Origin of the sequence: Sphingobacterium sp. BIGb0165, from assembly GCF_024810095.1 — a bacterium.
GTDB classification, from domain to species: Bacteria; Bacteroidota; Bacteroidia; order Sphingobacteriales; family Sphingobacteriaceae; genus Sphingobacterium; species Sphingobacterium detergens.
This window is the reverse complement of record NZ_JANUEB010000004.1, coordinates 546,008-571,784: the sequence shown is the minus strand read 5'-3', so window position 1 is coordinate 571,784 and position 25,777 is coordinate 546,008. Positions and strand designations below refer to the sequence as shown.

19 protein-coding genes are annotated in these 25,777 nt (G+C 47.3%); 17 read left to right on the top strand and 2 right to left on the bottom strand.

The features are described from left to right. Window positions 1-7: 7 nt before the first annotated feature. Entirely contained in the window at window positions 8-655 is a 648-nt protein-coding gene (locus tag M2408_RS11910) for a hypothetical protein (protein WP_259182039.1), read from the top strand. Between the two features lie 138 nt (window positions 656-793). Here M2408_RS11910 and M2408_RS11905 read toward each other — a convergent pair whose 3' ends face one another. Beyond that, complete coding sequence (locus tag M2408_RS11905) at window positions 794-1,198, bottom strand: nuclear transport factor 2 family protein (protein ID WP_259182037.1); 405 nt, start codon at window positions 1,196-1,198, stop codon at window positions 794-796. 126 nt (window positions 1,199-1,324) lie between these two features. On the opposite strand from M2408_RS11905, the gene M2408_RS11900 reads away from it, so the two are divergent. From M2408_RS11900 to M2408_RS11825, 16 genes are all read left to right on the top strand, one after another. Then, a complete protein-coding gene (locus M2408_RS11900; protein ID WP_120257594.1) occupies window positions 1,325-1,642 on the top strand; it encodes a helix-turn-helix domain-containing protein in 318 nt (105 codons plus the stop codon). Window positions 1,643-1,790: 148 nt separating this feature from the next. Next, window positions 1,791-2,393: an RNA polymerase sigma factor gene (locus tag M2408_RS11895; RefSeq protein ID WP_259182032.1), complete on the top strand. Its 603-nt coding sequence runs from the start codon at window positions 1,791-1,793 to the stop codon at window positions 2,391-2,393. 61 nt (window positions 2,394-2,454) lie between these two features. Next, window positions 2,455-3,567 (top strand): FecR family protein, encoded by a 1,113-nt coding sequence (locus M2408_RS11890; RefSeq protein WP_259182029.1) that lies wholly within the window; start codon window positions 2,455-2,457, stop codon window positions 3,565-3,567. Between the two features lie 92 nt (window positions 3,568-3,659). Continuing rightward, the gene (locus M2408_RS11885) at window positions 3,660-7,019 is read left to right on the top strand and encodes a SusC/RagA family TonB-linked outer membrane protein (protein WP_259182026.1); all 3,360 of its coding nucleotides are present in this window, start codon (window positions 3,660-3,662) and stop codon (window positions 7,017-7,019) included. A 10-nt stretch (window positions 7,020-7,029) separates the two neighbouring features. After that, window positions 7,030-8,670: a RagB/SusD family nutrient uptake outer membrane protein gene (locus M2408_RS11880; protein WP_259182025.1), complete on the top strand. Its 1,641-nt coding sequence runs from the start codon at window positions 7,030-7,032 to the stop codon at window positions 8,668-8,670. Window positions 8,671-8,704: 34 nt separating this feature from the next. After that, the gene (locus M2408_RS11875; protein ID WP_259182023.1) at window positions 8,705-9,832 is read left to right on the top strand and encodes a DUF1735 and LamG domain-containing protein; all 1,128 of its coding nucleotides are present in this window, start codon (window positions 8,705-8,707) and stop codon (window positions 9,830-9,832) included. Between the two features lie 47 nt (window positions 9,833-9,879). Next, the gene (locus M2408_RS11870; RefSeq protein WP_259182021.1) at window positions 9,880-10,878 is read left to right on the top strand and encodes a glycoside hydrolase family 18; all 999 of its coding nucleotides are present in this window, start codon (window positions 9,880-9,882) and stop codon (window positions 10,876-10,878) included. Between the two features lie 37 nt (window positions 10,879-10,915). Then, the gene (locus tag M2408_RS11865) at window positions 10,916-12,373 is read left to right on the top strand and encodes a BT_3987 domain-containing protein (protein ID WP_259182016.1); all 1,458 of its coding nucleotides are present in this window, start codon (window positions 10,916-10,918) and stop codon (window positions 12,371-12,373) included. A 250-nt stretch (window positions 12,374-12,623) separates the two neighbouring features. Further along, window positions 12,624-13,199, top strand: a complete 576-nt coding sequence (locus M2408_RS11860; RefSeq protein WP_259182015.1) for an RNA polymerase sigma factor — start codon at window positions 12,624-12,626, stop codon at window positions 13,197-13,199. 468 nt (window positions 13,200-13,667) lie between these two features. After that, the gene (locus M2408_RS11855; RefSeq protein WP_259182012.1) at window positions 13,668-14,417 is read left to right on the top strand and encodes a FecR family protein; all 750 of its coding nucleotides are present in this window, start codon (window positions 13,668-13,670) and stop codon (window positions 14,415-14,417) included. A 259-nt stretch (window positions 14,418-14,676) separates the two neighbouring features. Beyond that, a complete protein-coding gene (locus M2408_RS11850; RefSeq protein ID WP_259182010.1) occupies window positions 14,677-17,970 on the top strand; it encodes a SusC/RagA family TonB-linked outer membrane protein in 3,294 nt (1,097 codons plus the stop codon). 17 nt (window positions 17,971-17,987) lie between these two features. After that, the gene (locus M2408_RS11845) at window positions 17,988-19,601 is read left to right on the top strand and encodes a SusD/RagB family nutrient-binding outer membrane lipoprotein (RefSeq protein ID WP_259182008.1); all 1,614 of its coding nucleotides are present in this window, start codon (window positions 17,988-17,990) and stop codon (window positions 19,599-19,601) included. A gap of 31 nt (window positions 19,602-19,632) precedes the next feature. Beyond that, complete coding sequence (locus M2408_RS11840) at window positions 19,633-20,757, top strand: DUF1735 and LamG domain-containing protein (protein ID WP_259182005.1); 1,125 nt, start codon at window positions 19,633-19,635, stop codon at window positions 20,755-20,757. A gap of 26 nt (window positions 20,758-20,783) precedes the next feature. Continuing rightward, a complete protein-coding gene (locus tag M2408_RS11835; RefSeq protein ID WP_259182003.1) occupies window positions 20,784-21,821 on the top strand; it encodes a glycoside hydrolase family 18 in 1,038 nt (345 codons plus the stop codon). A gap of 17 nt (window positions 21,822-21,838) precedes the next feature. Further along, entirely contained in the window at window positions 21,839-22,957 is a 1,119-nt protein-coding gene (locus tag M2408_RS11830) for a DUF1735 and LamG domain-containing protein (protein ID WP_259182001.1), read from the top strand. A gap of 44 nt (window positions 22,958-23,001) precedes the next feature. Continuing rightward, the gene (locus M2408_RS11825; RefSeq protein WP_259182000.1) at window positions 23,002-24,441 is read left to right on the top strand and encodes a BT_3987 domain-containing protein; all 1,440 of its coding nucleotides are present in this window, start codon (window positions 23,002-23,004) and stop codon (window positions 24,439-24,441) included. A 104-nt stretch (window positions 24,442-24,545) separates the two neighbouring features. On the opposite strand, the gene M2408_RS11820 is transcribed toward M2408_RS11825, so the two are convergent. Next, entirely contained in the window at window positions 24,546-25,748 is a 1,203-nt protein-coding gene (locus tag M2408_RS11820; protein ID WP_259181999.1) for a dicarboxylate/amino acid:cation symporter, read from the bottom strand. Window positions 25,749-25,777: the final 29 nt, after the last annotated feature.

Here is a 25,777-nt window from a genome sequence, read left to right as displayed (position 1 = left end):
TCATCGTATGAACAAGTTTGCCATTATCGTAGTCATTTGTTTCGCGGCTGTTAGTAGACTTAGTGGACAAAATTCTGTCCCAGAATTTTATAGTGTCAAGTTAATGGCGGGATTTGACCGCGTAAAAGCAGCAATACCTGAACTGGCAGCACGTTTGGGAAAAAGTGAGTCTCCCAGTCTTACCTCAATTTATGAAAACGATAGCAGCGCTGCTTTTGAAATCACGGAGCGCAACACAAATAACCAGCTTCTCGTTGATAACGAAAAGGAATACGAACGACTACTGTCAGAAGCTAAAACTGATCCTTACAAACCCAGTATTTATATGTTATATGAATACGAGCTAAAGGATAAAACAGCATCAGTAATACCTCCTAAAAAACCGCTATTCATTTCAGCATATGGGCTTGTCTGGACGCTGACCATCAAAAAAATAGCTGAAAAGGAAACCAATATCCTGATCCGACATAAAGGGCAGGACAAAGCTTTTTCGGAAAAGATTAGACGCGAATGTGAAAGTGATAAATATTATGACATAAAGATCGTTAAATCTGCGATAGATGATGTAAGAATGCGAAATATGATTAGGGATATTTTACTAAAGGAATTGCAGGTGGATCAGGATAATTCAACAGTACTATCTCTGAACAATTAATTTTATTTTCATCGGCAATCAAAAGTTGTGGTTTACCTCATGGAAAAATTAAGGTTCATGTTGATATCGCCATGCAGACGTGAAAAGCCTTGATATAAAGCGGGAATATTTACCAGCAACATTCCCACTTTAAATCGACTAATCTTTTGAAGCGGCATTCCAGAAAGCATCTTCATCCGCTATTCTCTCTGAAAACAACCACACTTCCTTGATCTTGCTGTCTTCGACCCGCAATAAATCCATACCCTTCATGGCAAGTTTTAAATCTCCTTTTTCCGCTTTAAAGTGGATCGCAGCACTGACAAGATCAGCATTGCTACTTAAATATTCGATTTCATCAATGACAAAGGTCCCGTTGCTCCATTTCATAAAATTACCTAAATGGGCAAATACAGCTTCCTTTCCATTATATGTTCCAGATTGAATACCATCACCTGGCTGGTACCATATAACATCATCGGCAAATAAACTCCCTACGGTATCAAAGTCTCCTTTGGACACTGCATCAAAATAAGATTGAACGATCGCTACATTTTTTGACATATCATTTTAATTTTAATGGTTTAAATAGAGTACAAATGTCTAAATTAGCACCCTTACATACAAGTACCTACCTTAAGGTAGGGTACTTACCTAAAATTAAGAATAGTTGATTATCAACAATATAAAATGAATATAAATATTTCTGACGAGAGTTGTCCACTACGAAAAACCCTTGAAATCATAGGTGGAAAATGGACAATGCTTATTATTTTCCAGATCAATGAACGGACAATCCGCTATGGAGAACTTAAGCGTTGTATCGTAGGGATCAGTGAAAAAATGCTGATCAGCCAACTTAAGTTTTTATGCGATAAGGGATTCGTCCATAAAAAGTCCTTTGCCGAAATCCCGCCAAAAGTAGAATATACGCTGACAGATATGGGAAAAGAACTGCTTCCGCTGATCAATCAAATCATACAATTTGGTATAAATCATAAGTTCTAACGGTGTGCGCCCATAACTTTGGAAGCAGGGCTTGACTTCGCGACAAGTTGCTGCATCGTCTCAACGCAGGTTTAAGATTTTTAAGAATATTTCAGGAGAAAAACTATATTTGATTACTTTTACTACATTAGTATTTGACAGTACTACCATGCAAAAAGAGATAGATTATAGCCAACTTTCTGATCAACAATTAATGGTTTTAATTGGCCAGGATGATTATGCCGGCTTTACTGAACTTTATTTAAGACATCTTCAGGACCTTCTTCAATACGCCACGCGCCTGCATGTGGATGAGGAGGAAACCAATGATTTTGTACAGGAAGTATTCGCTTCACTGTGGATGCGCCGCCATGAACTTCAGCTGGAGACGCCATTGGCATGGCTCTATATGTCGGTACGTAAGCAGATGCTGCTTAGCCTACGCAAACAGAAAACTAGGGAAAAATATGCCGAGAGCCTAGTAGCGCATCTCAGTGCTTTCTACGACCCCATTTTGGATGTGATTCAGGAAAAACAGGTGAAAGACTTTATCGAACGCGAAATTGCAAAACTGCCACCCAAAATGCAGCAGGTTTTCCGCATGAGCAGAGAGGATTATCTTTCCTATCGTGAAATAGCCGAAGAACTTAATATATCTGAAAAAACGGTCAAAAAGCAGATTAACAATGTGCTTAAAATCTTCCGCTCCAAGATAAGTTCGGACCAGGCCAAAGTCATCGTCATCATCAGTTATTTGCTCTCCCAAAAATAATTTCATTTTTTTCTACTACCAAAGGCCGACTTGTGCAACATCATAGTATAAGTTGCCAATTATGGATGTAAATAAGTTAGACATACTTTTAGAAAAGTACGCCAATAACTCTTGTTCAGAAGAGGAAAGAATGTTATTGGAGCTCTGGATTGAAAAACTGCCCGAAGCTGATCGGGTAGAGCTTTCCATGCTGCAGAAGCAGCTCTTGCTCAAACAACTCGACGCAAAGATCGCATCGAGACAAGCGCAGCCAATCCGCCAGATCGGCTGGAAACGTTATCTGCCTTATGCTGCCGCAGTTCTGATCCTGGCGCTGGCCAGTGTATTGGTCTGGCGTATCAACCAAAAGCATTCCAATACGATCGTTCAACAGATTGGCGACAAAGTCGTTCCCGGCTCTGACAAGGCTGTCCTGACGCTTGCCAATGGTAAGAAAATAGAACTTTCTGCCGAGCAAGCTGTTAGCGCATCGGGAATCACCGTGACCCGCACCAGCGATGGTCAACTAAAATATGTGGTCAGCAAAGATGCCGTTATCCCCGGTGAATATCAGGTGATAGAGACCCCTCGGGGTGGTCAATTCCAGATTGAACTTTCCGATGGTTCGGAAGTGACACTCAACGCCGCTTCTTCACTGCGCTTTCCCACAGACCTGACACATGATAAACTGCGCACTGTAGAGTTAAAGGGTGAAGGCTACTTTGTGGTGGCTAAGGATAAACAGCGGCCTTTTATTGTCAAAAGCGACCAGCAGGAGGTTCGCGTCCTGGGCACGGTCTTCAATGTCAATACCTATGATCTCAATAACAGTATGACCACACTACTGGAGGGAAAAGTGGAAATCAACAAAGAGCGCGTATTAGCGCCGGGACAACAGTCGCGGGTCAAAGGAAAACAGATCTCGGTCGCGCAGGTGGACGTGGATGATTACGTGGACTGGAAACACAATGAATTTATTTTTAGGGATGAATCTTTGGAGTCTATCCTGACCAGAGTGGCCCGTTGGTATAATGTGGATGTCATTTATATCAATAAAGCCGAAGCCAGCAAACACACCACATTTAGTGGAAAAATATCGCGCTATGCCGATGTTGAAAAGATCCTTGAACTACTGCAGGGGGCAAGTGATCTGAAAATCAGTATACAGCATAAAACAATTATTGTAAACCCATAACCATTGCCTATGATTTACTGGAAACAAAACCTTCATTTTTAACCCAATTAAAGCTTAGAACAAACCAATTTTTAAAAAATACTTCAAAAATTATGAGGTTAACCATATTTAAACTAGCTAGAGCCATGTGCACAGCTGTACTGGTCGTCTATTGTACAGTTTCGGCGGCCGGACAGACGCTATTTACACTCAAAAAACAGTCTATCAAGATGGCTGATCTGATTAAAGCAATAAACAAGGAAACAGGATATAATATCCTTTATTCTAATCAGATATTTAATGACAAAAGAGCAATCGATGTTGATTTTAATCAGGCTACAATCCACCAGGTCATGAGCAAGCTGCTGGATGGCACAGATCTGCAATACAACATCAAGGATAACGCGATTATGATCAATCGCGATAGCCAGAAAAAGGAGTTGCCCACCTCAACCAGGGCGACTAATCAGCAACAGGGTATTTCAGGTAAAGTGACCGATCCCAGCGGAAAACCGCTGCAAGGGGCGACAGTCTTTCTAAAAGGTAAAAATCTCAGTACGGATACGGATAAAGATGGACTTTTTACCTTGCCCCAGGCGAAAGTAAATGATGTGCTCGAAGTACGCTTTGTAGGCTACGATACAAAGGATTATACCATTGTATCGCTTCAGGACCGGATTTCCATTTCACTTTCTCCCGGTGACAATGTGCTGGATGCTGTCGTTGTCACGGCCCTGGGTATAAAAAAGTCTACCCGTTCGCTGACCTATAATATACAGGATGTCAAGGGCGAGGAACTGACCCGCAACCGGGATCCGAATTTCGTCAATAGCCTAACGGGTAAAATTGCCGGGGTAACGATCAATGCCAGTTCTTCGGGTATCGGTGGTGCAACCCGCGTCGTCATGCGTGGTACCAAATCCATTACAGGGAATAACAATGCCTTATACGTTATAGACGGTGTTCCCGTACTCAATACAACAGATTTGCGGACCAATATGCCTGCGGGACAGATCAATGATATCTTTTCAGCAAGCACAGGCAGTGATATTATTTCGATGATTAATCCGGATGATATTGAAAGCATCTCGACCTTGACCGGTGCAGCAGCTGCAGCGCTCTATGGTAGTCAGGGACAAAATGGTGTGATTATAATTAATACCAAATCGGGACAAAAGGGTAGAACAAGCCTCAGCCTGATGAACAACACCAATTTTATGACACCGCTCGTGATGCCTAAGTTTCAAAATACCTATGGCCGTAGTGACGAGGGTAGTTATTTCAGCTGGGGACCAAAATTGACCGAACCCTCAAGCTACCGTCCTGCAGATTTTTTCCAGACGGGAGCAACATCGATGACCGGTTTTACATTTGATACGGGTAAAGAAAACAACCAGACCTTCTTTTCGGGTGGTATGACACAGGGCCGGGGGATTATTCCCAATAACAACTTGAGCCGCTATAATTTCTCCTTCCGGAATACCTCAAGTTTTCTGGATGATAAGCTGCAGCTGGACCTGAATGGCATGTACCTATCGCAAATGGAACGGAATATGGTTGCACAGGGATTGTATCATAATCCGATTGTTCCTGTTTATCTCTTTCCTCCGGGCGGAAATTTTGAAGCCATCAAAGCATTTGAGCGTTATAATCCAGACCGTTTGTTTCCTACGCAGTACTGGCCATTTGGTGGTGCACCTTTTCAGATGCAGAATCCATACTGGACAGCCTACCGCATTCCTTTGGAAAATAATACCACCAGAATCCTACTGGGAGGTTCCTTAAAATATAAGGTCAATGACTGGTTAAACATTACAGGAAGGGCTAAGCTGGACCATACGCGTTTAACGTCAGACCGTAAGATGTATGCCAGCACAGATATGCTGTTCGCAGGCTATGGTGGTGCTTTTTTTATCAATGAAAACAATACCCAGGCGCTGTATGGAGACCTTTTGGCCAACATCAACAAAACCTTTGGCGATTTTACCCTGACAGCCAATGTGGGCGGTTCGCGTGTGGAGTCATCCTCCCGTTTTCTGGCTGCAGGTGGTGGTATCGCGCAGGGTTCGCCGCCCAATGTGTTCACAACAGACAATATCAGTGGATCTACAGGCACGGGAGCCGGCTCTGGAACGGCCCGCCAGCCGGATAAGACCAGCTTTCAGTCGCTGCTCGGAAATTTTAGCCTTGCCTATAAAAATATGCTGTTCCTCGACGGTTCCTACCGTTACGACTGGTATTCGCAGTTGTATTTCAATAAGGATTCCAAGCTGTATCTGACCTATCCATCAATCGGTGTATCGGCGATATTGACGGATGCCTTTCCGGAAATCAAATCCAATGCGCTGTCCTACCTGAAAGTTCGGGCCAACTTTTCACAGGTCGGCAATCCACCCCGTCTTTACGAAGGTGGCCCGCAGGTGTACCTGCTCGCAACGGGTGGTATCAACCAGAATACGCCACTGCGCTATCCACTCCGTCCGGAACGTACCGACGCCTGGGAAGCGGGGCTGAACCTCAAATTTTTGAAGGACAAAATCAATTTGGATGTCACCCTGTACAATACCAATACCTATGATCAGATTTTTACGATCACGCAGTCTGCGACCAGTGGTGGAAATCAATCTTTCTTGCTCAATGCAGGACGGGTGAATAACAAAGGGATTGAAGCCAATCTAGGGTACAACGGAACGCTCGGCGCGGTCAACTGGAATAGCAATGCTGTCTTTACACTGAACAGGAATACCGCCAAAGAGCTGTATTCCACTGTCGGTGCTGATGGCAGACGCGTGGCAACAGATACCATCAATATCGCCGGTGGCGGCAGCTATCAGCAAAAGGTTGCCGTTGGTGGCAATATGAGTGCAATCTACATCACATCAAAACTTGCACGGGATCAAAATGGCTATATCGCACTGAATCCGGGTGTATCTGTGGATAACCGGGAATATTTCTATGCGGGAAATGCGGATCCAAACTATACAATAGGTTTTAACAACAGTTTCCGCTATAAGAATTTCAATTTAAGCTTTTTGGTATTTGGACGATTTGGCGGCGTGGGTGTATCTGCAACGCAGGCCATGTTAGATGCATATGGTGTTTCGCAGACGACGGCCGATGCGCGTGATCTGGGTTATGTCACCGTCAACGGTGCCCCGTATCCAAATGTGGAACAGTATTATACCCAGATGGGCAGTGGCACCAATGGTGTGCTGGCCTATTATGTCTATAGCGCCACAAATATACGGCTGCGCGAACTGGCGTTCGGCTATACCATTCCACAGCAATATTTGGGCAAATGGATCAAAAGCATCAATGCTTCCATTATTGGTAATAATCTATTTATGTTGTACAACAAGGCTCCATTCGACCCCGAGAGTACACCTTCTACAGGAACGTACTTTCAAGGATTTGATTATTTCAGGCAACCTAGCCTGAAAAGTCTAGGGTTCAGTATTCGGGCACAATTCTAACATTTAAACGATGATGAAAACATATCATAACGCAAAGAAGGAACGAAGATTCTCGTGGAATGTAGTTCAAGGATTATTACCTGTCCTGATCAGTGTACTTCTTTTTTCCTGTACCAAGAATTTTGAAAAATACAATACCGACCCCAATGCCTTGCCGGCAAATCGGATCAATCAGGACAATGTCTACCTGGGTGGCTTTTTTAGGCAAATGGAAGAAAGTGTCTTTCCCGTAGGTGGCACTGGCACCAATGCCGCCAATTCCTATCAACTGGTTGAAAACCTCGTCGGTGACATCTTTGGTGGTTATCATGGTATGGCCAACCGCTGGAATGCTGCGGGTGATCATACTACCTATAATTTTAATGCCGTCACCTGGAATAGTGCACCTTTCAACCAATATTATACCAATATTGTACGAAATTATGATACCATCGCACGTTATGCGGCAGCAAGTCCAGATATTCTTGCGGTAGCAAAAATCATCAAAGTACAGGCTGCACACCGCACGGTGGATATGTTCGGGCCGATCCCTTATTTTAAAACGGGGACCGTATTAGGGGAGTTGGGTTCGCCTTATGACCCGATGGACAAGATTTATCAGTCATTTTTTACTGATCTGGATTCAGCTGTGGTTGCCTTAAAACCTTTCGCGGAGATTGGTGCAACACCATTGCGCTACTTTGATGCTGTTTACCGCGGAAATTACAGGCAGTGGATCCGTTTTGCCAATTCACTGAAACTTCGCTTGGCGATGCGAATGGCTTATGTTGATCCCGTCAATGCCAAAAAATATGCCGAAGAGGCCATGCAGGATGGTGTGATTATGGAAAATACCGATAATGCCACCATGCAGGGGATCGAGGGAACGACCTACAACAATCCCTTGCAAACCTTGTCCGAAGCCTATAATGAAACAAGGCTCAGCGCCATTATGGAATCTTACCTGACGGGCTATGCGGATCCTAGATTACCACGTTTGTTTATGCCATCCACCCGTGGCGCTGATCCTGCAGGGCGATACCGCGGTATCCGTCTAGGCATTAATATGCCGGATAATTCGCTCTACAGGCCGTTTTCGGTGCTCCGGTCAGATTTTAATGTGATCTGGATGCCTGCAGCAGAAGTATACTTTCTGCGTGCCGAAGGGGCCATGCGCGGCTGGAATATGGGGGGTACCGTACAAGAGCTCTATGAAAATGGCATCCGGACTTCCTTTGCCCAATGGGGCGTTTCGGGAGTAGACAGTTATATCCAGAACAGCGACCGCCGTCCTTCTCCATACCAGGATCCTGTGGGCAGCAATAGCGTGGGCGCCGGATCCGGTCTATTGCCGACATTGACAATCCGCTGGGAGGAGGGTGCAAGCAATGAACTTAAGCTCGAACGGATTATTACACAAAAATGGATTGCGATGTATCCAAATGGGCAGGAAGCCTGGTCTGAATTCCGACGCACAGGTTACCCCAAGCTATTTCCTGTTGTCCTCAACCAGAGCGGCGGTACAGTCAATACGGCTGTGCAGGTGCGGCGTTTACCATACCCCGCCAGTGAATATCAGCTGAATCAGGCCAATCTGACACAGGGGATTGCACTGTTGGGCGGACCTGACAATGGTGGTACAAGGCTTTGGTGGGACCGCAAGGGTAATTAAAACGGGTTATTCATTTTTTAAATACGACAAAATTATGAACAAAATAGATCAATATATGCGGAGCTGGTTTAGTTGGATGATCTTCGTGGGGGCAGTCACTTGTTTTATTGCAGGCTGCAAGCAACAGCAGCAACAGGACTTTGACAATCTTGTTTTTATCCGGCAGACGGCAAACAACCCGGTTGTGACCCTGGCTTTGGATGGTGGTACGGGCACGACAGCGCTTACCATTGGTTCTTCCTATACTATGGGCGCAACGGAAGATGTACGTGTTGATATCCTGGGGCAGGACTATCTGAATGACTTTAACCGCCGGAATTTTACAGAATATCAGCTGGCGCCACAATCGGCTGTTACACTTTCCAGTCGCTCCGTGGCCATTGCAGCGGGGACGGCTCTAGGACAGGAAAATATTACAGTCACGGTCAGAGAATGGCCAGAATATATCGATGGCGCACAGTATGTGGTTCCCGTAAAGATCGCACCAGCGAGCAGCCCGGTGCTGTCGGGCTCGGATGTCGCCTTGGTGCTGGTGACCAAGACAACAGTAGGTTTTGCAGCCCAAAATGCCAACCTGCCGGTTCCCGTCGCTGTTTTTGGGGCGGATGCCAATGGCAAGCCGTACAACAATTTCACCTTTGAAGGCCGTTTTAATATGACCAGAGCCTTTGGTGTCGCGGGCAACTGGCGCTCGGATATTTTTAACGGCTGTGGTTTACAGTTTTTGGTCAACAGCGAGGGCGCCATTGATATCCGCTTTCCAAGTTCGGCCTTTATGACAACCACAGCGAAGGCCACGCTGAATACCTGGTACCATTTTGCCATCACTTATGCCAGTGGTGTGGTCACACTCTATATCAATGGGGAACTGGTGGGTCAGACTCCTTATGCAGGATTGACACTCAGTGAATGTGCCATTACACCATACGCAACCGGGACCGGTGCCACAGTCAGCGAATTTCGGATATGGAAGAGCTTGCGGACACGACGGCAACTGCGGACTTTCGTCTGTGCCGTAAATCCTTCAGATGCTGATCTGCTGGGCTATTGGAAGCTGAATGAAGGCAATGGAAATCGGGCAATGGATAGTTCGGGAAAGAATAACCACCTGACCTCGTCGACCAATATTGCCTGGGTACCTGGTGTACGCTGTCCACAATAGTTCATGGATAAGAATAGAAATACACGTTTGCACAAGAAAGATGTAACATGAAAAGATATATTAAAATAACTGTATTGTCGCTGTTATGCTGTCTGGTTTTTCAGTATTGCAGCAAACAGAATATCGCGGAGCCGATTGTATTTGCCGCAACGCAGCCGATCATTGGCAGCGAGGCCTACTATGAGGCCTTACGGGCCTATAAAAAAAGTGACCATGCCATTTGTTTTGGCTGGTGGGGTGCCAGCGGTGCGGGCGGAATCGGCCCTGATATGGCCCCCCGATACCTGGGACTTCCGGATAGCATGGATATTGTCAGCCTCTGGGGCGGAATGCCCAAAGATGAGGCCAACTGGGAGGAGCTGCGCTATTGCCAGCGCGTGAAAGGAACGCGCTTTGTCTCGGTGATGTTTGGGTCGGGGGTGGACCGGATACGATTGAAAAATTTTCCTGACATGGATGTGCAGCAGAGTATTGACAGTGTAGCCAAATCCATCGCGGATACCATCAGCAAATATGGATTGGATGGATTTGATCTGGATTATGAACCCCGGGAAGCGAGTGAAATCAACACCATATTTGGAAATAAGTATCTGGTGAATGGCCGGAATCCGAATGTATTGCGTTTGTTTCAGGAATTAGGCAAGTACCTCGGACCAAAATCTGGAACAGGAAAGCTGCTAATTATCGATGGCTATAATGAACCTGGAGTTGAACCTTATATCGATTACCTGGTCCAACAGGCTTATAACACACAGAGTTTTGCGGGACTACAGAACCGCTTTCAGACCTATGGATTAGGTGAATTACCGCCCGAGAAATTTGTGGTTACCGAGAATATGCAGCAATATGGAGCCAGCGGCACCACCTTTATGCTGGGTGGTGTGAACATTGGCAGTGTATTGGGCATGGCGACCTGGAATCCAACGCAGGGTAGGAAGGGCGGTTTTGGGGGGTATATTATCGAGGCTGATGCCAAGTCGCGTCCGCCCCAATCTTATTACTACCTGCGCCGGGGGATTCAGATTCAGAATCCAGCCGTTTATTAGTAATTAACCCATCTGTTTTTGATTAACAACCTAAAAAATGAAAATATTTCCTTTTTTACCCAAATACTCCCGCTTGCAAAGTCTCTTTTCTTTGCTGGGGGGATTGTTTTTCCTTTTGTCATCCTGCTCCAAAGATCAGGTTGACACGGAAAATTTAACCATCTATCTGCCCGCAGGTTCGCTGAACTACAACAGCGGGGCAGCTAGTTATGTCACTGCACGTAACAATGTATTGGCAGGAGCGGGGACAGCCTTTCCTGTACTACTGACCCGCGCTGTCGACCGGGATGTACAGGTCGTAGCCACGATAGACACGACACTGCTCGCCGTATACGACAAGACCAATAATACGGTATCCGCAAGGTTTCCACTTGGTGCTTTTGTCTTGGAAAACAACGGTCAGGTTCGTATTCCTACCGGACAACTCCGTTCCGTGGATTCATTGCGCATGGGACTGGGACAGGTTTCGGGCCTGGATTTAAGCAAAGCTTATATTGTTCCGATACGTCTGAGCAGTACAGATTCCAATCTGCCACTGAGTACCAACCGGCAGGTGATGTATCTACGGGTGACCTTTAACCCAATTACCACACAGCTCAATGGGGCACCCACCAACCATCTGGTACCGATTATCATCAACCGCACACCCAATGGTGATGTGATCAGTGGTGCTGTAAACCTGACAGCAGGCGTCAATACGGCCTTTGGTCAGGCGCTGACGGTCGCGCTACGGGATCGGCAGGATCTGCTGGCGGCCTACAATCAAGCCAACCAGACTAATTATGTCGCTTTCCCAGCGAATAGCTTTGCTTTCAGTCCGGCCAGCGTTTCCATTGCCAGTGGAAGCCTCAATGCGGCAACAGCATTTGCTTTGGCACTACGTAATACCGCTAGTTTTGCGCCGGGCCGCAGTTACCTGCTGCCCGTAGGCATCGTTGATGAGGGGCCGGTAGCACCGCATGAAACCCGCGGGGTAGCCTATTTTTCGGTGGAGGTGCAACTGCAGAATATTGATCCCGCCAACCCTACACCAACGGGCAATCGCATAGATCGTATGGGCTGGACAGCAACAGCAAGCTCCACAGACAACGATTATGCTGCTGCGGGCACACCTGCTATGGTCTTTGACAATGATTTTGCAACCGGCTGGCATTCGGCATTGGCCTTTGGTACCCCGCCAGCAGTCACCTTTACAGTGGATATGCAAAACCCAAAACAAGTGCGTGGATTTACATTTACACCACGATATTGGGATTACTTTGGTTCAACGTATATTTCGGCGCCTACAGCCATGCGTGTGGCCAGCAGCAGTGATGGGGTCAACTGGACCGTTCAGGGCTCTTATACAGGTAGCATGCCCGGAGGTACAGCGGCTAATCCCCAACTTCGGAATATCAGTTTCTATGCCCCTGTACAAGCGCGTTATTTCCGCTTTACACTGACAGCTTATGGAACATATGCGGGCGGTTTTGGGGAATTAAATGCCTTTGAATAGAAGTTTAAAAAGACTGCGTTTATTGATAGATATGTTTATTTAGTGGTGGTTTAGTTTGAGAGCGCCCGGTTATAATACCGGCGCTTTCTTTTTTTGTAGGGCACTTGATTTTAACAATCAAATTTTAGGACAATTGCAAATAAATCTTTAATATTGATAAATAAATCTCGAATATTGACAAGTTGAGGCAGGAACTCCTCATGATCTACCCAAACGAATTGACGGACAAAAATATAGTTGAAAGCAGCAGATGATGCAGTATTGTAATCTATCGGACCCGGAGCTGGTTAATCTTCTCAAGGCTAGCGATCATGCGGCCTATCTGGAAATTTATGACCGGTATAAAAATGCACTGCAACAGCACGCCTGGAAAAAATTGGGCCGCGCCGAAGATGTGCAGGATCTGATTCAGGATCTTTTTACTGAACTCTGGGTGAAGCGTGAGGTGTTGATCCTAACAACAGGACTGGCCAATTATCTGTTTACAGCAATCCGAAACCGCTCGCTCAACCTAATTTATAAACGCCGCAAAGAAGCTCCTTACCTGGATTCACTGCAGGAATTTATACGTGAAGGAAATTACCTGATTGATCTGCAGATACGTGAAAAAGAATTTCAGGAACTGATCCAAAAGGAGGTAGACAGCCTACCGCCGCGGATGAAAGAGGTGTTCAAACTCTGCCGCGAAGAGGGGCTCTCTCATAAGCAGATCGCGGAGCGCCTGGGTACCTCCGAGCATACGATTGCCAAGCAAATGACCAATGTACTCAAAATTCTAAGAAAAAACCTGGGACCTTTCTATTTTATTATATTTCTGATTATCTGATATTTATGTATTTTTTTATTTTTTTTCAATGATTCGATACTTGTTTGCATCGTTTTATTTGTCATAGGTATATAGGGCCAGCAATGAGGCCTTGAATAACCAATGAAAGAATCAGAAAAATTACTGCTTAAATATCTGGAGGGACAAGCGACTCCCGAAGAACAGGCGATCGTCGAAAGCTGGTACCATCAGCTGCAGACAGCGGATGTTTCCGGTTTTGACGAACTACAGAAACAGCAGCAGCTGGAACTGATCCGGCAGCAGCTGCCGGGGTATCCGATAAAGAGAATCAGACGCTGGCCGCGTATTGCAGCGGCAGCCATCCTACTATTTGCATTTGGGGCCGGTATTTTTTATTATAGCCAGTCTTCACACAACAATACACTTGTGACTGTGCCGCAGCATAAGGACATCGCTCCCGGCAGCGTCGGCGCGACGCTTACACTCGCCAATGGGAAGCAGATTCTTTTGGGTGAAGCGGGCCAAGGTGAGATCGCCCGTCAGGCTGGTGTCACCGTCACCAAAACAGCTGACGGTCAGATTCTGTATCAGATCTTAGGGAGCAGTACCAATGCACATAGTAGCAATACCTTATCCACAACCAACGGCCAGACCTATGTCGTGACGCTTCCCGATCAAACAAAGATATGGCTGAATGCCGCCTCTAGCCTGACCTACAGTACGGCACTCTATACCAGTAAGGGACAGCGTAGGGTGGAATTAACCGGCGAGGCTTATTTTGAAGTAGCAAAAGACAAGGCGCATCCTTTTGTGGTCAAAACGGGTGATCAGGAGCTCGAAGTACTTGGAACTCATTTCAACATCAATAGCTATGCGGATGAGGCAGCGATCAATACCACACTGTTGGAAGGATCAGTAAGGATCATCCATGGGCAACAGAACCAGATCATCCGCCCGGGACAACAGGCCGCTGCCACGTCCAACGGAATCGCCGTCATGGAAGTGGACATCGATGAAATTGTAGACTGGAAAGAAGGCGACTTCTCCCTTAATCATATCAACTTTAAAACAGCGATGCGCAAGATTGCCCGATGGTACGACGTCGAATTTATCTACGATAGCAGCGTGCCCGTGGATATGGAGGCCGGTGGCTGGATTTCACGCAAGAACAACCTGTCTGCCGTGCTGAAGCTAATTGAATCCTCGGGACTGGCCCATTTCAAAATTCAGGGCCGTCAGGTATATGTTTCTAAATAACCCTTATATATAAACCCTAAAATGAATGATAAAATGAAAAGAGACTTCGGATAACCTTTAGATCCACAAGATTAACCAGAAGTGCCTGAAACACCCCTGGTTAAGATTTAGCCCAATCTTTCAATTGTTTACACATGCAGCTACCAAAGTCCTGGAAAGTCAAGGTATGCTGTATATTAACCAAACTAAACAAATGTATAAAAAATATACTATTAAAATTGGTATAGATGGAATACTATGCCGTAAAATATGGCTGATTATGCGACTAACCACTGCCTTTCTCATCGTGTCGCTAACACACGTGAGCGCGTTGACCTCTGCACAGAAAATTACGATAAGGCGACAGCATGCCTCGCTGGAATCTCTTTTGAAAGAGATCCGCAAACAAAGCGGGTACGATCTCTTCTACGATGGACGGATTATTCCCAAAAATCAAAAGCGCAGCATTGATCTGGCCAATGTATCGGTCAGTGAAGCGCTGGAGACTGTACTGAAGGGGCTGCCCCTGGCGTATACTGTTCATGCGAATACCGTCGTGCTGCGCCAAAAACCAACTGCAAACAGTACGGAAACGGAAATGTTCATCCCTATACAGGGTGTCGTACGCGACAGTACGGGACAACGTATTGCCGGCGTATCCATATTAAACCGAAATACCGGACAGAGTGGCGCAACGGACACCGAAGGGAAGTTTAACCTGAACGCCAGTATCGGTGATATTCTTGTTTTTTCCTTTGTCGGCTATGTGCGGCAAGAGCACAAAGTCGAGTCCGCAGAAATGCTCCAGATTGTCCTGCAACAGGAAGAAATGAAAATGGATCAGGTCGTGGTGACAGCTTTGGGTATCCGGCAATCCGTCAAAGCACTGACCTATAATGTGCAGGAATTTAAAGGTGAGGAAATTACGCGGAATAAAGACGCCAACTTCGTGAACAGTCTGACCGGAAAGATTGCCGGGGTCACAATCAACTCGAGCTCATCCGGGATCGGTGGCGCGACAAGAGTGGTCATGCGGGGCACAAAGTCCATAGCCGGCAACAACAACGCACTTTATGTGATCGACGGTATTCCTATTCCAAATAACAATGGTGGTGGCACCAACGGCCCTTTTGAAGGGGTCGTCAGCGGGGAGGGGATCTCCAGCTTTAATCCCGAAGATATTGAGAGCATCACCGCCCTGACGGGTCCCTCTGCGACCGCGTTGTACGGTAATCAGGGCGCCAATGGTGTGCTCCTGGTCAATACCAAAAAAGGTACCCGTGGTGACACCGAGGGACTGTTTGGCAATATCCGTGTCAATGTATCCCACAGTTCGGATTTCTTTACGCCTTTTGTGATGCCGCGCTTTCAAAATACTTATGGTCAGTCCAATCCACAGGAATATGCCAGCTGGGGAACAAAGCTGCCTCAACCTTCGGACTACCGGCCGCGGGATTTTTTCCAGACGGGTTACAACATCAGCAATGGGGCAAGTATAGCTGGTGGTACGGAAAGAAGCCAGACACTTTTTTCAGTGGGGACAAACAATGCCGAAGGTATTATCCGCAACAATACCTTTGACCGCTATAACTTTTACCTGCGCCACAACGCGCAGCTTTCAGATCGTCTGACTGCCGATTTCAGCGGAATGTACGTGCGGCTAAAAGACAATAATATGGTGGCGCAGGGTCAATACCAAAACCCGATCGTACCTGTTTACCTCTTTCCCCCGGGAGATGATTTTAAAAAGTATCAGGTGTATTCACGCTATGATCCAAACCGCTTGATTGCGACCCAGTTTTGGCCTTATCAGGATCAGGGCCTAGGCATGCAAAATCCCTATTGGATTACCGATGCCCAAAGTCGTGTATCCAATACCGATCGCTATATGATGAGTGTCACGGCAAACTACAAAGTGACAAACTGGCTCGACGTGACCGGCCGTGTCCGTATCGATAATAGTGTCCTGGAAAGCGAAACCAAAAGACCTGCGGGTACCTGGGGACTATTTGCTTCCGAATTTGGCTATTATCAGACGGGCAAGACAACGACCAAGAATACCTACCTGGATCTGATTGCCAGTATGAAGCATAATTTTGCGGACAACCGTTTCGCGCTACGGGCCAATCTGGGTGGAAGTTATCAGAAAGACCGTATGGACGGTTTAGGGGCTGGCGGTAACCTGCTGCGTCTCGCTAATTTTTATTCTGTACAGGAAAATACAGATAATCCGGCGACGCAGAGCTATAGTGCCACCGAGTTGCAGTCTGTTTTTGCAACCACCCAACTGGGTTATCAGAACTGGCTATTTATGGACTTAACTGGCCGTTATGAATGGCCCTCGCAGTTGCCGCCGGGTTTTGCCACGACTTCCTCATATTTTTATCCTTCTATAGGTATTTCGGGGGTGATCAGTGATAAGTGGAATATCTCCAAGGCAGCGATATCTTTTGCTAAACTTCGTTTCTCCTATGCCGAGGTAGGCAATCCACCGCGTTTTGGCGTGGCCAATCCGGTATTTTCTTTAGTAGACGATTCCTTCCGACCAGCACCATTTGCAGACTACCGTCCGGAGCGGACGAAGTCGTATGAGGCCGGAATGGAGCTGCGCTTCCTACGTGACCGACTGTCACTGAATGCGACCATATACCAGTCCAATACTACCAATCAGCTGCTCGAACAGCCCTTGCTGGGAAGCAGCATCTATACGGTGTTCTTTTATAACGCGGGTGATATCCGCAACCGGGGAATTGAGGCGAGCTTGTCCCACCGTGGTAAATTCGGCGCCCTGGACTGGACATCGGGCCTGGTGTTTTCACTGAATAGAAACCGGGTCATGCGTCTTTCCGAAGGTTTTATTAATCCGGCCACGGGTGAGCCTTATGAAAATGAGCAGCGCCGTGTTGGTGGTCTGGGTGATTTTGAGAATGTGCTGACCGTAGGCGGGTCGATGGCCGATTTTTATGTTTCTCAGGTACTGCGGGAAGATAATCAGGGTAACCTATGGGTGAATCCCGGGGATGGTTCGATCGGACGCACGACAATTCCGCGACGTTATGTAGGGCGTGCTATGCCGGACTATACGTTGGGCTGGAACAATCAATTTTCATACAAAGGTGTGGATCTTTCCTTTCTGGTTGATGCACGGGTAGGGGGAATAGGTGTTTCCTATACCCAATCCATTATGGATGCATTTGGCGTTTCGGAGCAGTCGGCGCTGGACCGTGATAATGGCGGTGTGATGGTTTATGGTAGCAAATACCCCAATGTACAGGGCTATTACAATATGTTGGGCAACGGTGCGAGCGGTATGGCAGCTTACTATATCTACAGTGCGACGAATGTCCGCTTACGTGAAGTTGCCCTAGGGTATAACCTTCCGGCCAAATGGTTTGGTCCAAAAGCACCCAATATTCGTGTAGCGCTAACGGGAAGAAATGTATTTATGTTTTACAATAAATCACCGTTTGACCCTGAATCGACTTCCTCTACGGGTACTTACGATCAGGGGATAGATTATTTCCGCCAGCCTAGCTACCGGAGTTTTGGTTTCAGTGTCCGCGCTCAGTTTTAACCTTAACGTACATAACAATGAAAAATTCATATAAAAGATATAAATTTCGGATGCTGGGAATCGGCTGCGCGGTATTGACCGTACTCGCTGCTGCCTGCACCAAAAATTATGCTGAATACAATACCAATCCGTATAATGCCACACGTGAACAGATGGAAGCCGACGGTTACCTCACGGGACGCAATTTTCCGATTATGATCAACGCTGTTGTCCCGGCCGCTGACGCAGGCGCCGGTACCAATTTTGTAAACAGCTATCAGATCGCATTTAATCTTGCGGCGGATTGTTATTCGGGCTACATGGCCCAGGCAAACAATTGGAACGGAAATACCAACAACCTGACCTATGGCTTCAACCTGACCTGGGTGAACGAGCAGTTTAACCTGACCGGCCGGTTGCTCAATGCCTGGAAGCAGGTGCAGGAGGCAACAACACTCTCGGGTGATTCCCTGCAGTTTTCTGTTGCGCAGCTGATCAAGGTCACAGGCATGGTACGCATGACCGATAGTTATGGTCCTGTCCCGTATTCGCAGATCCCAACAGGAACCTTCACCCCGGCATACGATAGCCAGGAAAGTCTATACCGAACTTTTATCGGCGAACTGGGCCGTGCGGCAAATCTGCTGCATCAACGTGGAGCGGCAGCGGGGACACCGCTGGCACCATACGACCAGATTTATGCGGGAAACTACCTCCAATGGGCAAAATATGCCAATTCATTGAAATTGCGTTTAGCAATTCGGATGGCCTATGTTGATCCGGCGAATGCCAAACGCTTTGCCGAAGAGGCGGTCAGCCATCCTGCAGGTCTCTTAACAGCTGTTGGTGATGCGGCAATACAAAAACCGGCTGCGGGATTGAATTTCAAAAATCCCTTACGCACCTTAACCCAGGATTACAATGAAGCGCGGATGGGCGCATCCATGGATTCCTATTTACGTGGTTATGCTGATCCGCGGATCGGAGTATTCTTCGCGACTTCCACTGTACGTCCCAATGAATATGTAGGGGTGCGTACAGGCATCAATGTGGTGCCGGCTGTGTATCAGCCCTTTTCACAGCTGAATGTGACCAACGACACAGGCTTGCCCTGGATGCGGGCATCTGAAGTTTATTTTCTCCGTGCTGAAGGTGCATTGCGGGGCTGGAACATGGGGGGCAATGCGCAGTCCTTGTACGAAACTGGTGTTCAGCTCTCTTTTACGGAATTGGGTGTAGCGATGCCTACGGGTTATCTCTCCAATGCGACGGCAAGACCGGCAAATTATACTGATTATGCGCCAGGCAGTGCCTACAGTACGGCTTCCCTGGGCGGCAGTACCATTCGATGGAATGAGGCTGATAACTTTAATGCCAACCTCGAGCGTATCATCACCCAAAAATGGATCGCCATGTACCCCAACGGACAGGAAGCCTGGGCAGAATTCAGACGCACAGATTTTCCGAGGTTATTTCCCATAGCGCTCAACCGGAGCGGTGGAACAGTCAATAGTACCGTGCAGGTCCGCCGGTTGCCTTATCCCTTACAACAATATCAGGAGAACGCTGCACAGGTCGCGCGAGCATTGACCTTGCTCGGGGGAGCCGATAATGGCGGTACGCGGGTCTGGTGGGATGCCAAACCGAGATAATGGACGATTGACGATTTAATAGACTATTGTTATGAAAAAATATTGGATAAAAAAGATTCCTTTCGTCCTGTTTGGCTTGCTCTGTTGCTTGCTGGCAGGATGCCGAAAATCAGCGGTGGAGCAGCGCGGAATATACATCACGCGTGCACAGGTTAACCCTTTCGTGGGATTGTCAGTGGATAATACCGGCGGTTCCTTGTCCGTAACGGCAAGTGCCTCCGCGGTCGTCAATCAGGACTTGGATGTCGTTTTTCGGATCAATCCGGCGCTGGTGGACAGCTATAATGCACAGAACGGCACAGATTTCAAGGCATTGCCCGCCCAGCTTATACGGTTGAGTGCTACTCAGGCAGCCATCCGTCGTGGCTCAAATGTGTCAGACGCAATACAGGTTGAGATACTCCCATTGGCGGGAGCCGTTGAAGTCGGTACACAATATTTGGTCCCTATTGAAGTAGCAAGTGTTTCTTCAAATGACTTTCCGATTCTGGAGAGCTCCAAAGTGCTTTATGCACAGATCCAGCAGGTACTGGTGAATCCGGCTCTGGACTTGTCGCAGGCCAATGGTGTCAGTTTTGCTATTCCGGATCCGATCAGTAACCTGAACGCTTTTACCGTAGAGATGCGGGTACGCGTGACAAGAGGACCATTTCGCAATAATATGACACTCTTTGCGGCTTATCCGGACGAGATCTATTCGCGTTTTGGTGATGTCGTGATATCACCCGATCAGCTGCAGATCAAATATAAAGGTGTACAGCCCGTATCCCGGACTCGTTTTTCGGTCAATCAATGGTACCATATCGCTTATGTATTTGACGGGCAGGCCAACAGCTTTCGCATTTATGTCAATGGTGTCGAAGATGCTGCTACGGCAGCACCTCCGGGAAGTACTTTTAATCTCAACCAGATGTTTTTTGGCGCGAATGGCAACCCCATCCAAGTACAGGAATTACGTTTCTGGACGCAGGCACGTACGGGCATTCAGCTTTTGAATAATATGTGTGCTGTAAATCCGCAATCGGATGGCTTATATGGCTACTGGAAGTTTGATGCTGGCCAAGGGAATACGATCGCTGACGCGACGGGTCATGGACATACGGGAACAGTCAATGGAACCCCGCTGTGGGTCACTGGGATCCGCTGTCCGGAATAGAGGTGTAAACAAAAATTGAAAACACAATGAAAACAATTAAAAATCTGCTATATACTTGTCTTTTTGCCGGGAGTGCTTTGCTTGCTGCCTGCGAAAAGCAGAATATTCCCGTACCGGAGCCGGTCACAAAACTGGTTCCTGTCGGAAGTGAAGCGTATTACGAAAACTTACGGGCATACAAGCGCAGCGACCATCAGGTCTACTTTGGCTGGTGGGGTGGACTTGGCACACCGGGGAGCCCCGAGACGGTCAGTGTAATAGATCATATCCCGGATAGCGTGGATATCGTCAGCATGTGGGGCGGCGTTCCTCCCTTTGGCTCGCACAATTTTGAGACCATGCAACGCATTCGTACGCAAAAAGCAACACGCTTTGTCTGGGTTGTCTTTGACAATACAGCATTTCTAAACAGCATGGCTGATACCGCAAAAACATTGAACAGTACGTATTCTTTCGCCGATCAGTATGATAAAGGAGATGATCAGCTCAATATTGGTTTTGAACTCATTGCCACCCGTTTAAGGGACAGTATAGATAAATATCAGCTGGACGGGCTGGACCTGGATCACGAACCGACGGTCTGTGGCTGTAATTGGGGGCTGCTGACCGATCAGCGCAAGTACGGTATGTTTATAAAAGTATTATCCAAGTATTTTGGTCCGCTATCGGGTACAGACAAATTATTGATCGTGGACGGTGAATGGTCTCGTATACCCGCAGATGCAGGTATCGGACTGAGTTACGCGGTGTCACAAGCTTACAACACCACGAGCCCGGCCAGCTTGCAGAACCGCTATAACAGTGGTGTTCCCTGGCTGTTACCGCATCGATATATTGTCACGGAAAATTTCGAGGAGCGCGTGGGCTGGGAGCTTGGCGGACCAAATTACACCGATCCGATTCGCGGAGTGATCCCGTCTTTACTCGGAATGGCCTATTGGAATCCGATCCAGGGACGCAAAGGCGGTGCGGGAACATACCACGCCGAATATGAATATGCCATTAACCCGGATTATCGTTGGACAAGGCAGGCAATACAGATTATGAATCCCGCAGTACGTTAATTTAAGGAGGTAATATCATGAAAAAAAGAATATATAGTTGGCTGTTCAGCATCCTAATGGGAAGTCTGCTGTTTGCCTGTAAAAGTGATGAGGTCAATACAAACAGTGTTTATCTCACTTTAGCGGAAGTCAATAACACGGCAAGGCTGACGGTGGATAATACTGGTGGAGCACAGGCGTTTAGTGTAACATCCACCCAACCCGCAGCACAGGTCGTGACAGCGCAGATTACGGTGGACACCGCATTGATTAGGTCTTATAATCAGCGTTTTGGCACAGCCTATCAGGCACTTCCACAGGGCGCCTATGCACTTTCGGCCAATCAGGTACAGATACAGCCGGGAATGACCGTATCCGATGCGGTCAGCTTTCGGGTGAATGGAACCGAACTTTTTGAAGTCGGCAAAGCCTATATGATGCCCGTCACCGTTAGAAGCACATCTGGCTTACCACTTATTGAATCCTCCAAAACGGTCTATCTGGTCATCAACCAGGTGGTCATTACTCCGGCGGCATCGCTGGTGAACAACTCTTTTCAGGTTGATTTTTCACAGAACAATGATGCGCTGCGGGCGATGTCTGCAATTACCATGGAAACCAGGGTCATGGTCAATAGTTTTCAGAGCGGTTCTCCATTTATCAGCAGTGTGATGGGCATCGAAGAAAACTTCCTCCTGCGCTTTGGTGATGTCACGGTGCAGCCAAATCAGTTGCAGGTGGCAGGTGGTCCGACAGCAACCAATGTCAATTTCACTTTTAACACGGGCACTTGGTACCACCTTGCTGCGGTTTATAACGGCAGTGAGCTCAAGGTCTATGTTGATGGAGTACTGTTGGCATCAAAGACAGCAAGCCGCGTTGTGGATCTCGCTGGTGGACCTTTTTACTTTGGTTTTTCAGCAAACGGACGCCGCTTAAACGGAGCGATCAGTGAGGCGCGTATTTGGTCCAGAGCATTGACGCAGGCTGAGGTTAGCAATGGAAAATGTGGTATAGACCCTGCCAGTGCGGGGCTAATTGGCTACTGGAAATTTAATGCGGCCGAAGGAAGGACCGTACGTGATATCAGTGGCCACAACAGGGATGCGGTTGCTACCAGCAATATTCAATGGGTACCCAATGTGCGTTGCGAGTAGGGGTATGGACAATAAAAAATTATTAACGATAGATACGAGATCGTATGAAAAGATATTTAAATAAACTGCGTACTTCAGTTGTACGCAGTACAGGCTGGATAATCCTGGTCTGCGCAATAGCCAGTTGCAGTAAGGATAATATGAGTACACCAGAGGACTTGATTATTTATATGCCCGCAGGTGCTACCTATAATACTGCTGACGCCAGTTATGTCACGGCGCGCAGCAATGTGCTCGCGGGGGCAGGGACAGCTTTTCCGGTATTACTGACACGGGCCTTTGACCGGGAAGTACAGGTAACAGCGGCCATAGACACGTCACTGCTTTCCGCGTATGATCTGGCAAATATGACACAGTCCCCGGCTTTTTCTACCGGTGCCTTTGTGCTCGCAAACAATGGCCAGGTCCGTATTCCTGCCGGGCAGGAACGTTCCGTTGACTCATTGCGCATCACATTAGGACAAACAGGCGATTTGGACTTCAGTAAGCAGTATGTGGTGCCGATACGCCTGACCAGTACCAATTCCGGTCTCCCTTTGAGCAGCAACCGGCAGGTGATGTATCTGCGGGTGCGATTTAACCGGATCACAACACAGCTCAATGGCGCCCCCACCAACCGCGTCATACCGATTGTGATCAATCGTACACCCACTGGCGATGTGATCAGCGGTAATTTAAATCTGACAGCCGGGCTGAATACAGCCTTTGGTCAGGGGCTAAGCGTTGCGCTACGGGAACGGCAGGATCTGCTGGCGGGATATAATCAGGTCAACCAGACAAATTATGTGGCTTTTCCGGCGAATAGCTTTGCTTTCAGTCCGGCCAGTGTTTCCATCGTCAGCGGAAGCCTTAATGCAACAACGCCATTTTCCTTGGCACTGCGCAATACGGCTAGTTTTGCGCCGGGCCGCAGTTACCTGCTGCCCTTGGGTATTGCAGACGAAGGGCCGGTAGCACCGCATGAAACCCTGGGTCTTGCTTACCTTTCAGTGGATGTACAATTGCAGAATATCAATCCGTCCAATCCCGCGCCTGTGGGCAATCGGGTAGACCGTACGGCTTGGACGGCAACGGCCAGTTCGACGGATAACGACTATGCGCCTGGGGCACCGGCATTGGCCTTTGATAACAATGCGGCAACCGGCTGGCATTCGGCATTGGCCTTTGGGACACCGCCAGCGGTCACCTTTACAGTGGACATGCAAAACCAGAAAAATATAAGCGGATTTACATTTACACCTAAATATTGGAACTGGTCAGGCGTATCGGCGCCTACAGCGATGCGTGTGGCCAGCAGCAATGATGGGGTCAACTGGACCGTTCAAGGCTCTTATACGGGTAGCATGCCCGCAGGTACAGCGGCTAATCCGGAACTTCGGAATATCAGTTTCTATGCGCCGGTGCAGGCCCGTTATTTCCGCTTGACACTGACAGCTTATGGACAATATGCTGGCGGCTTTGGGGAATTAAATGCCTTTGAATAGAAACCTGAAAAAGACTGCGTTTATTTAATATATGTTTATTTGGTGGTGGTTTAGTTGGGAGTGATTGGCGGGCGCGCCATCACTCCTTTTTTATGAAAACAACTTTAGCCGCGTCGCTGGGCTATCTTAGAGATACTGGCCCCAGCAACGGCAATACTAATAAAGTTGGTGACCGACCGTGCTTCATTCATAAAACGGTCCACACTATAGAGCAGGGCAATATCTGTTAACGGAATCTTCCCGAATTTATTGAGTGTGAATATAAGTGCCAGAAACCCGGAACCGGGTACCCCCGAAGCGGTCTTGGACGTAAAGGTGATAATAACAAACAACCACAGATAGTCGCCAAAACTCATTGGAATCTGGTAAAACTGCACCAGAAAACAACAGGCCACAGCGAGGTAGATGCATGCGCCAGCAAGATTAAAATTATAGCCCAACGGAATCACAAACCGTAAGATTTTACGGCTATAGCCTTCGGATTCCAATTTCTCAAAAATAAGCGGAAATGCGGCTTTTGACGAAGAAGTCGTGATCACAAGCAGGATTTCTTCTTTGATGTTGATCAAAAAACGGAGCAGATCAAATTTCAATACGTAGGAGATCAGCCCCAGTACAACAACGATAAATACAATATCTGCCAGGTATACGGTGGCCACAACCTTGCTCAAGGGCAATAGGGTGTCTACACCATACACCGCTATCCCATAAGCGATATTGCATAGGATAATCAAGGGCAGAATAAAATAGAGGTATTTAATAAAGGTATAAAACACCTGCTGTCCCTGGTCGAGTACGTTCAGAAAGCGGGTTCTTCTTTTTGAAAAATTCATCAGAATGCCCACGATAATGGAAAAACTGAGAAAGATACCGTGCCTGTTGACGTATAAAAAGGTATGTAATTGCTGATCATCCAATTCAAATTGATCGGGCAGGGAGGGACTTACTGCTGCAAGACGAATGCCGGTGTCAGCGCCAGGCTGAATAATAAAGCCAAAGAAAAACCCCAATGCAATGGCGATTGTACTAATTGTTATAAAATAAAGCAGCACCTGCCATACAATCCGGCGCGCATTGCTGAGGTCTGCGAGCTGACAGATACCATGGGTCACCGCCATAAAAATAACGGGAAGGATAAGCATCTCCAGGATCATGAAAAAGTAACGGCTTACACCACCAAGTGTGCGGCTTACCTCTGGTGCAAAATACCCCATGGCAACACCGACAATCAGCGCTAGAAACACGTATAATGTTAGATTTCTGAGGTAGGGGCCAGTAAAAGTTTGTTTTGCATAAAAGAGGTTCATCCGAAAATCGCGCTATCTAAATCTTTATT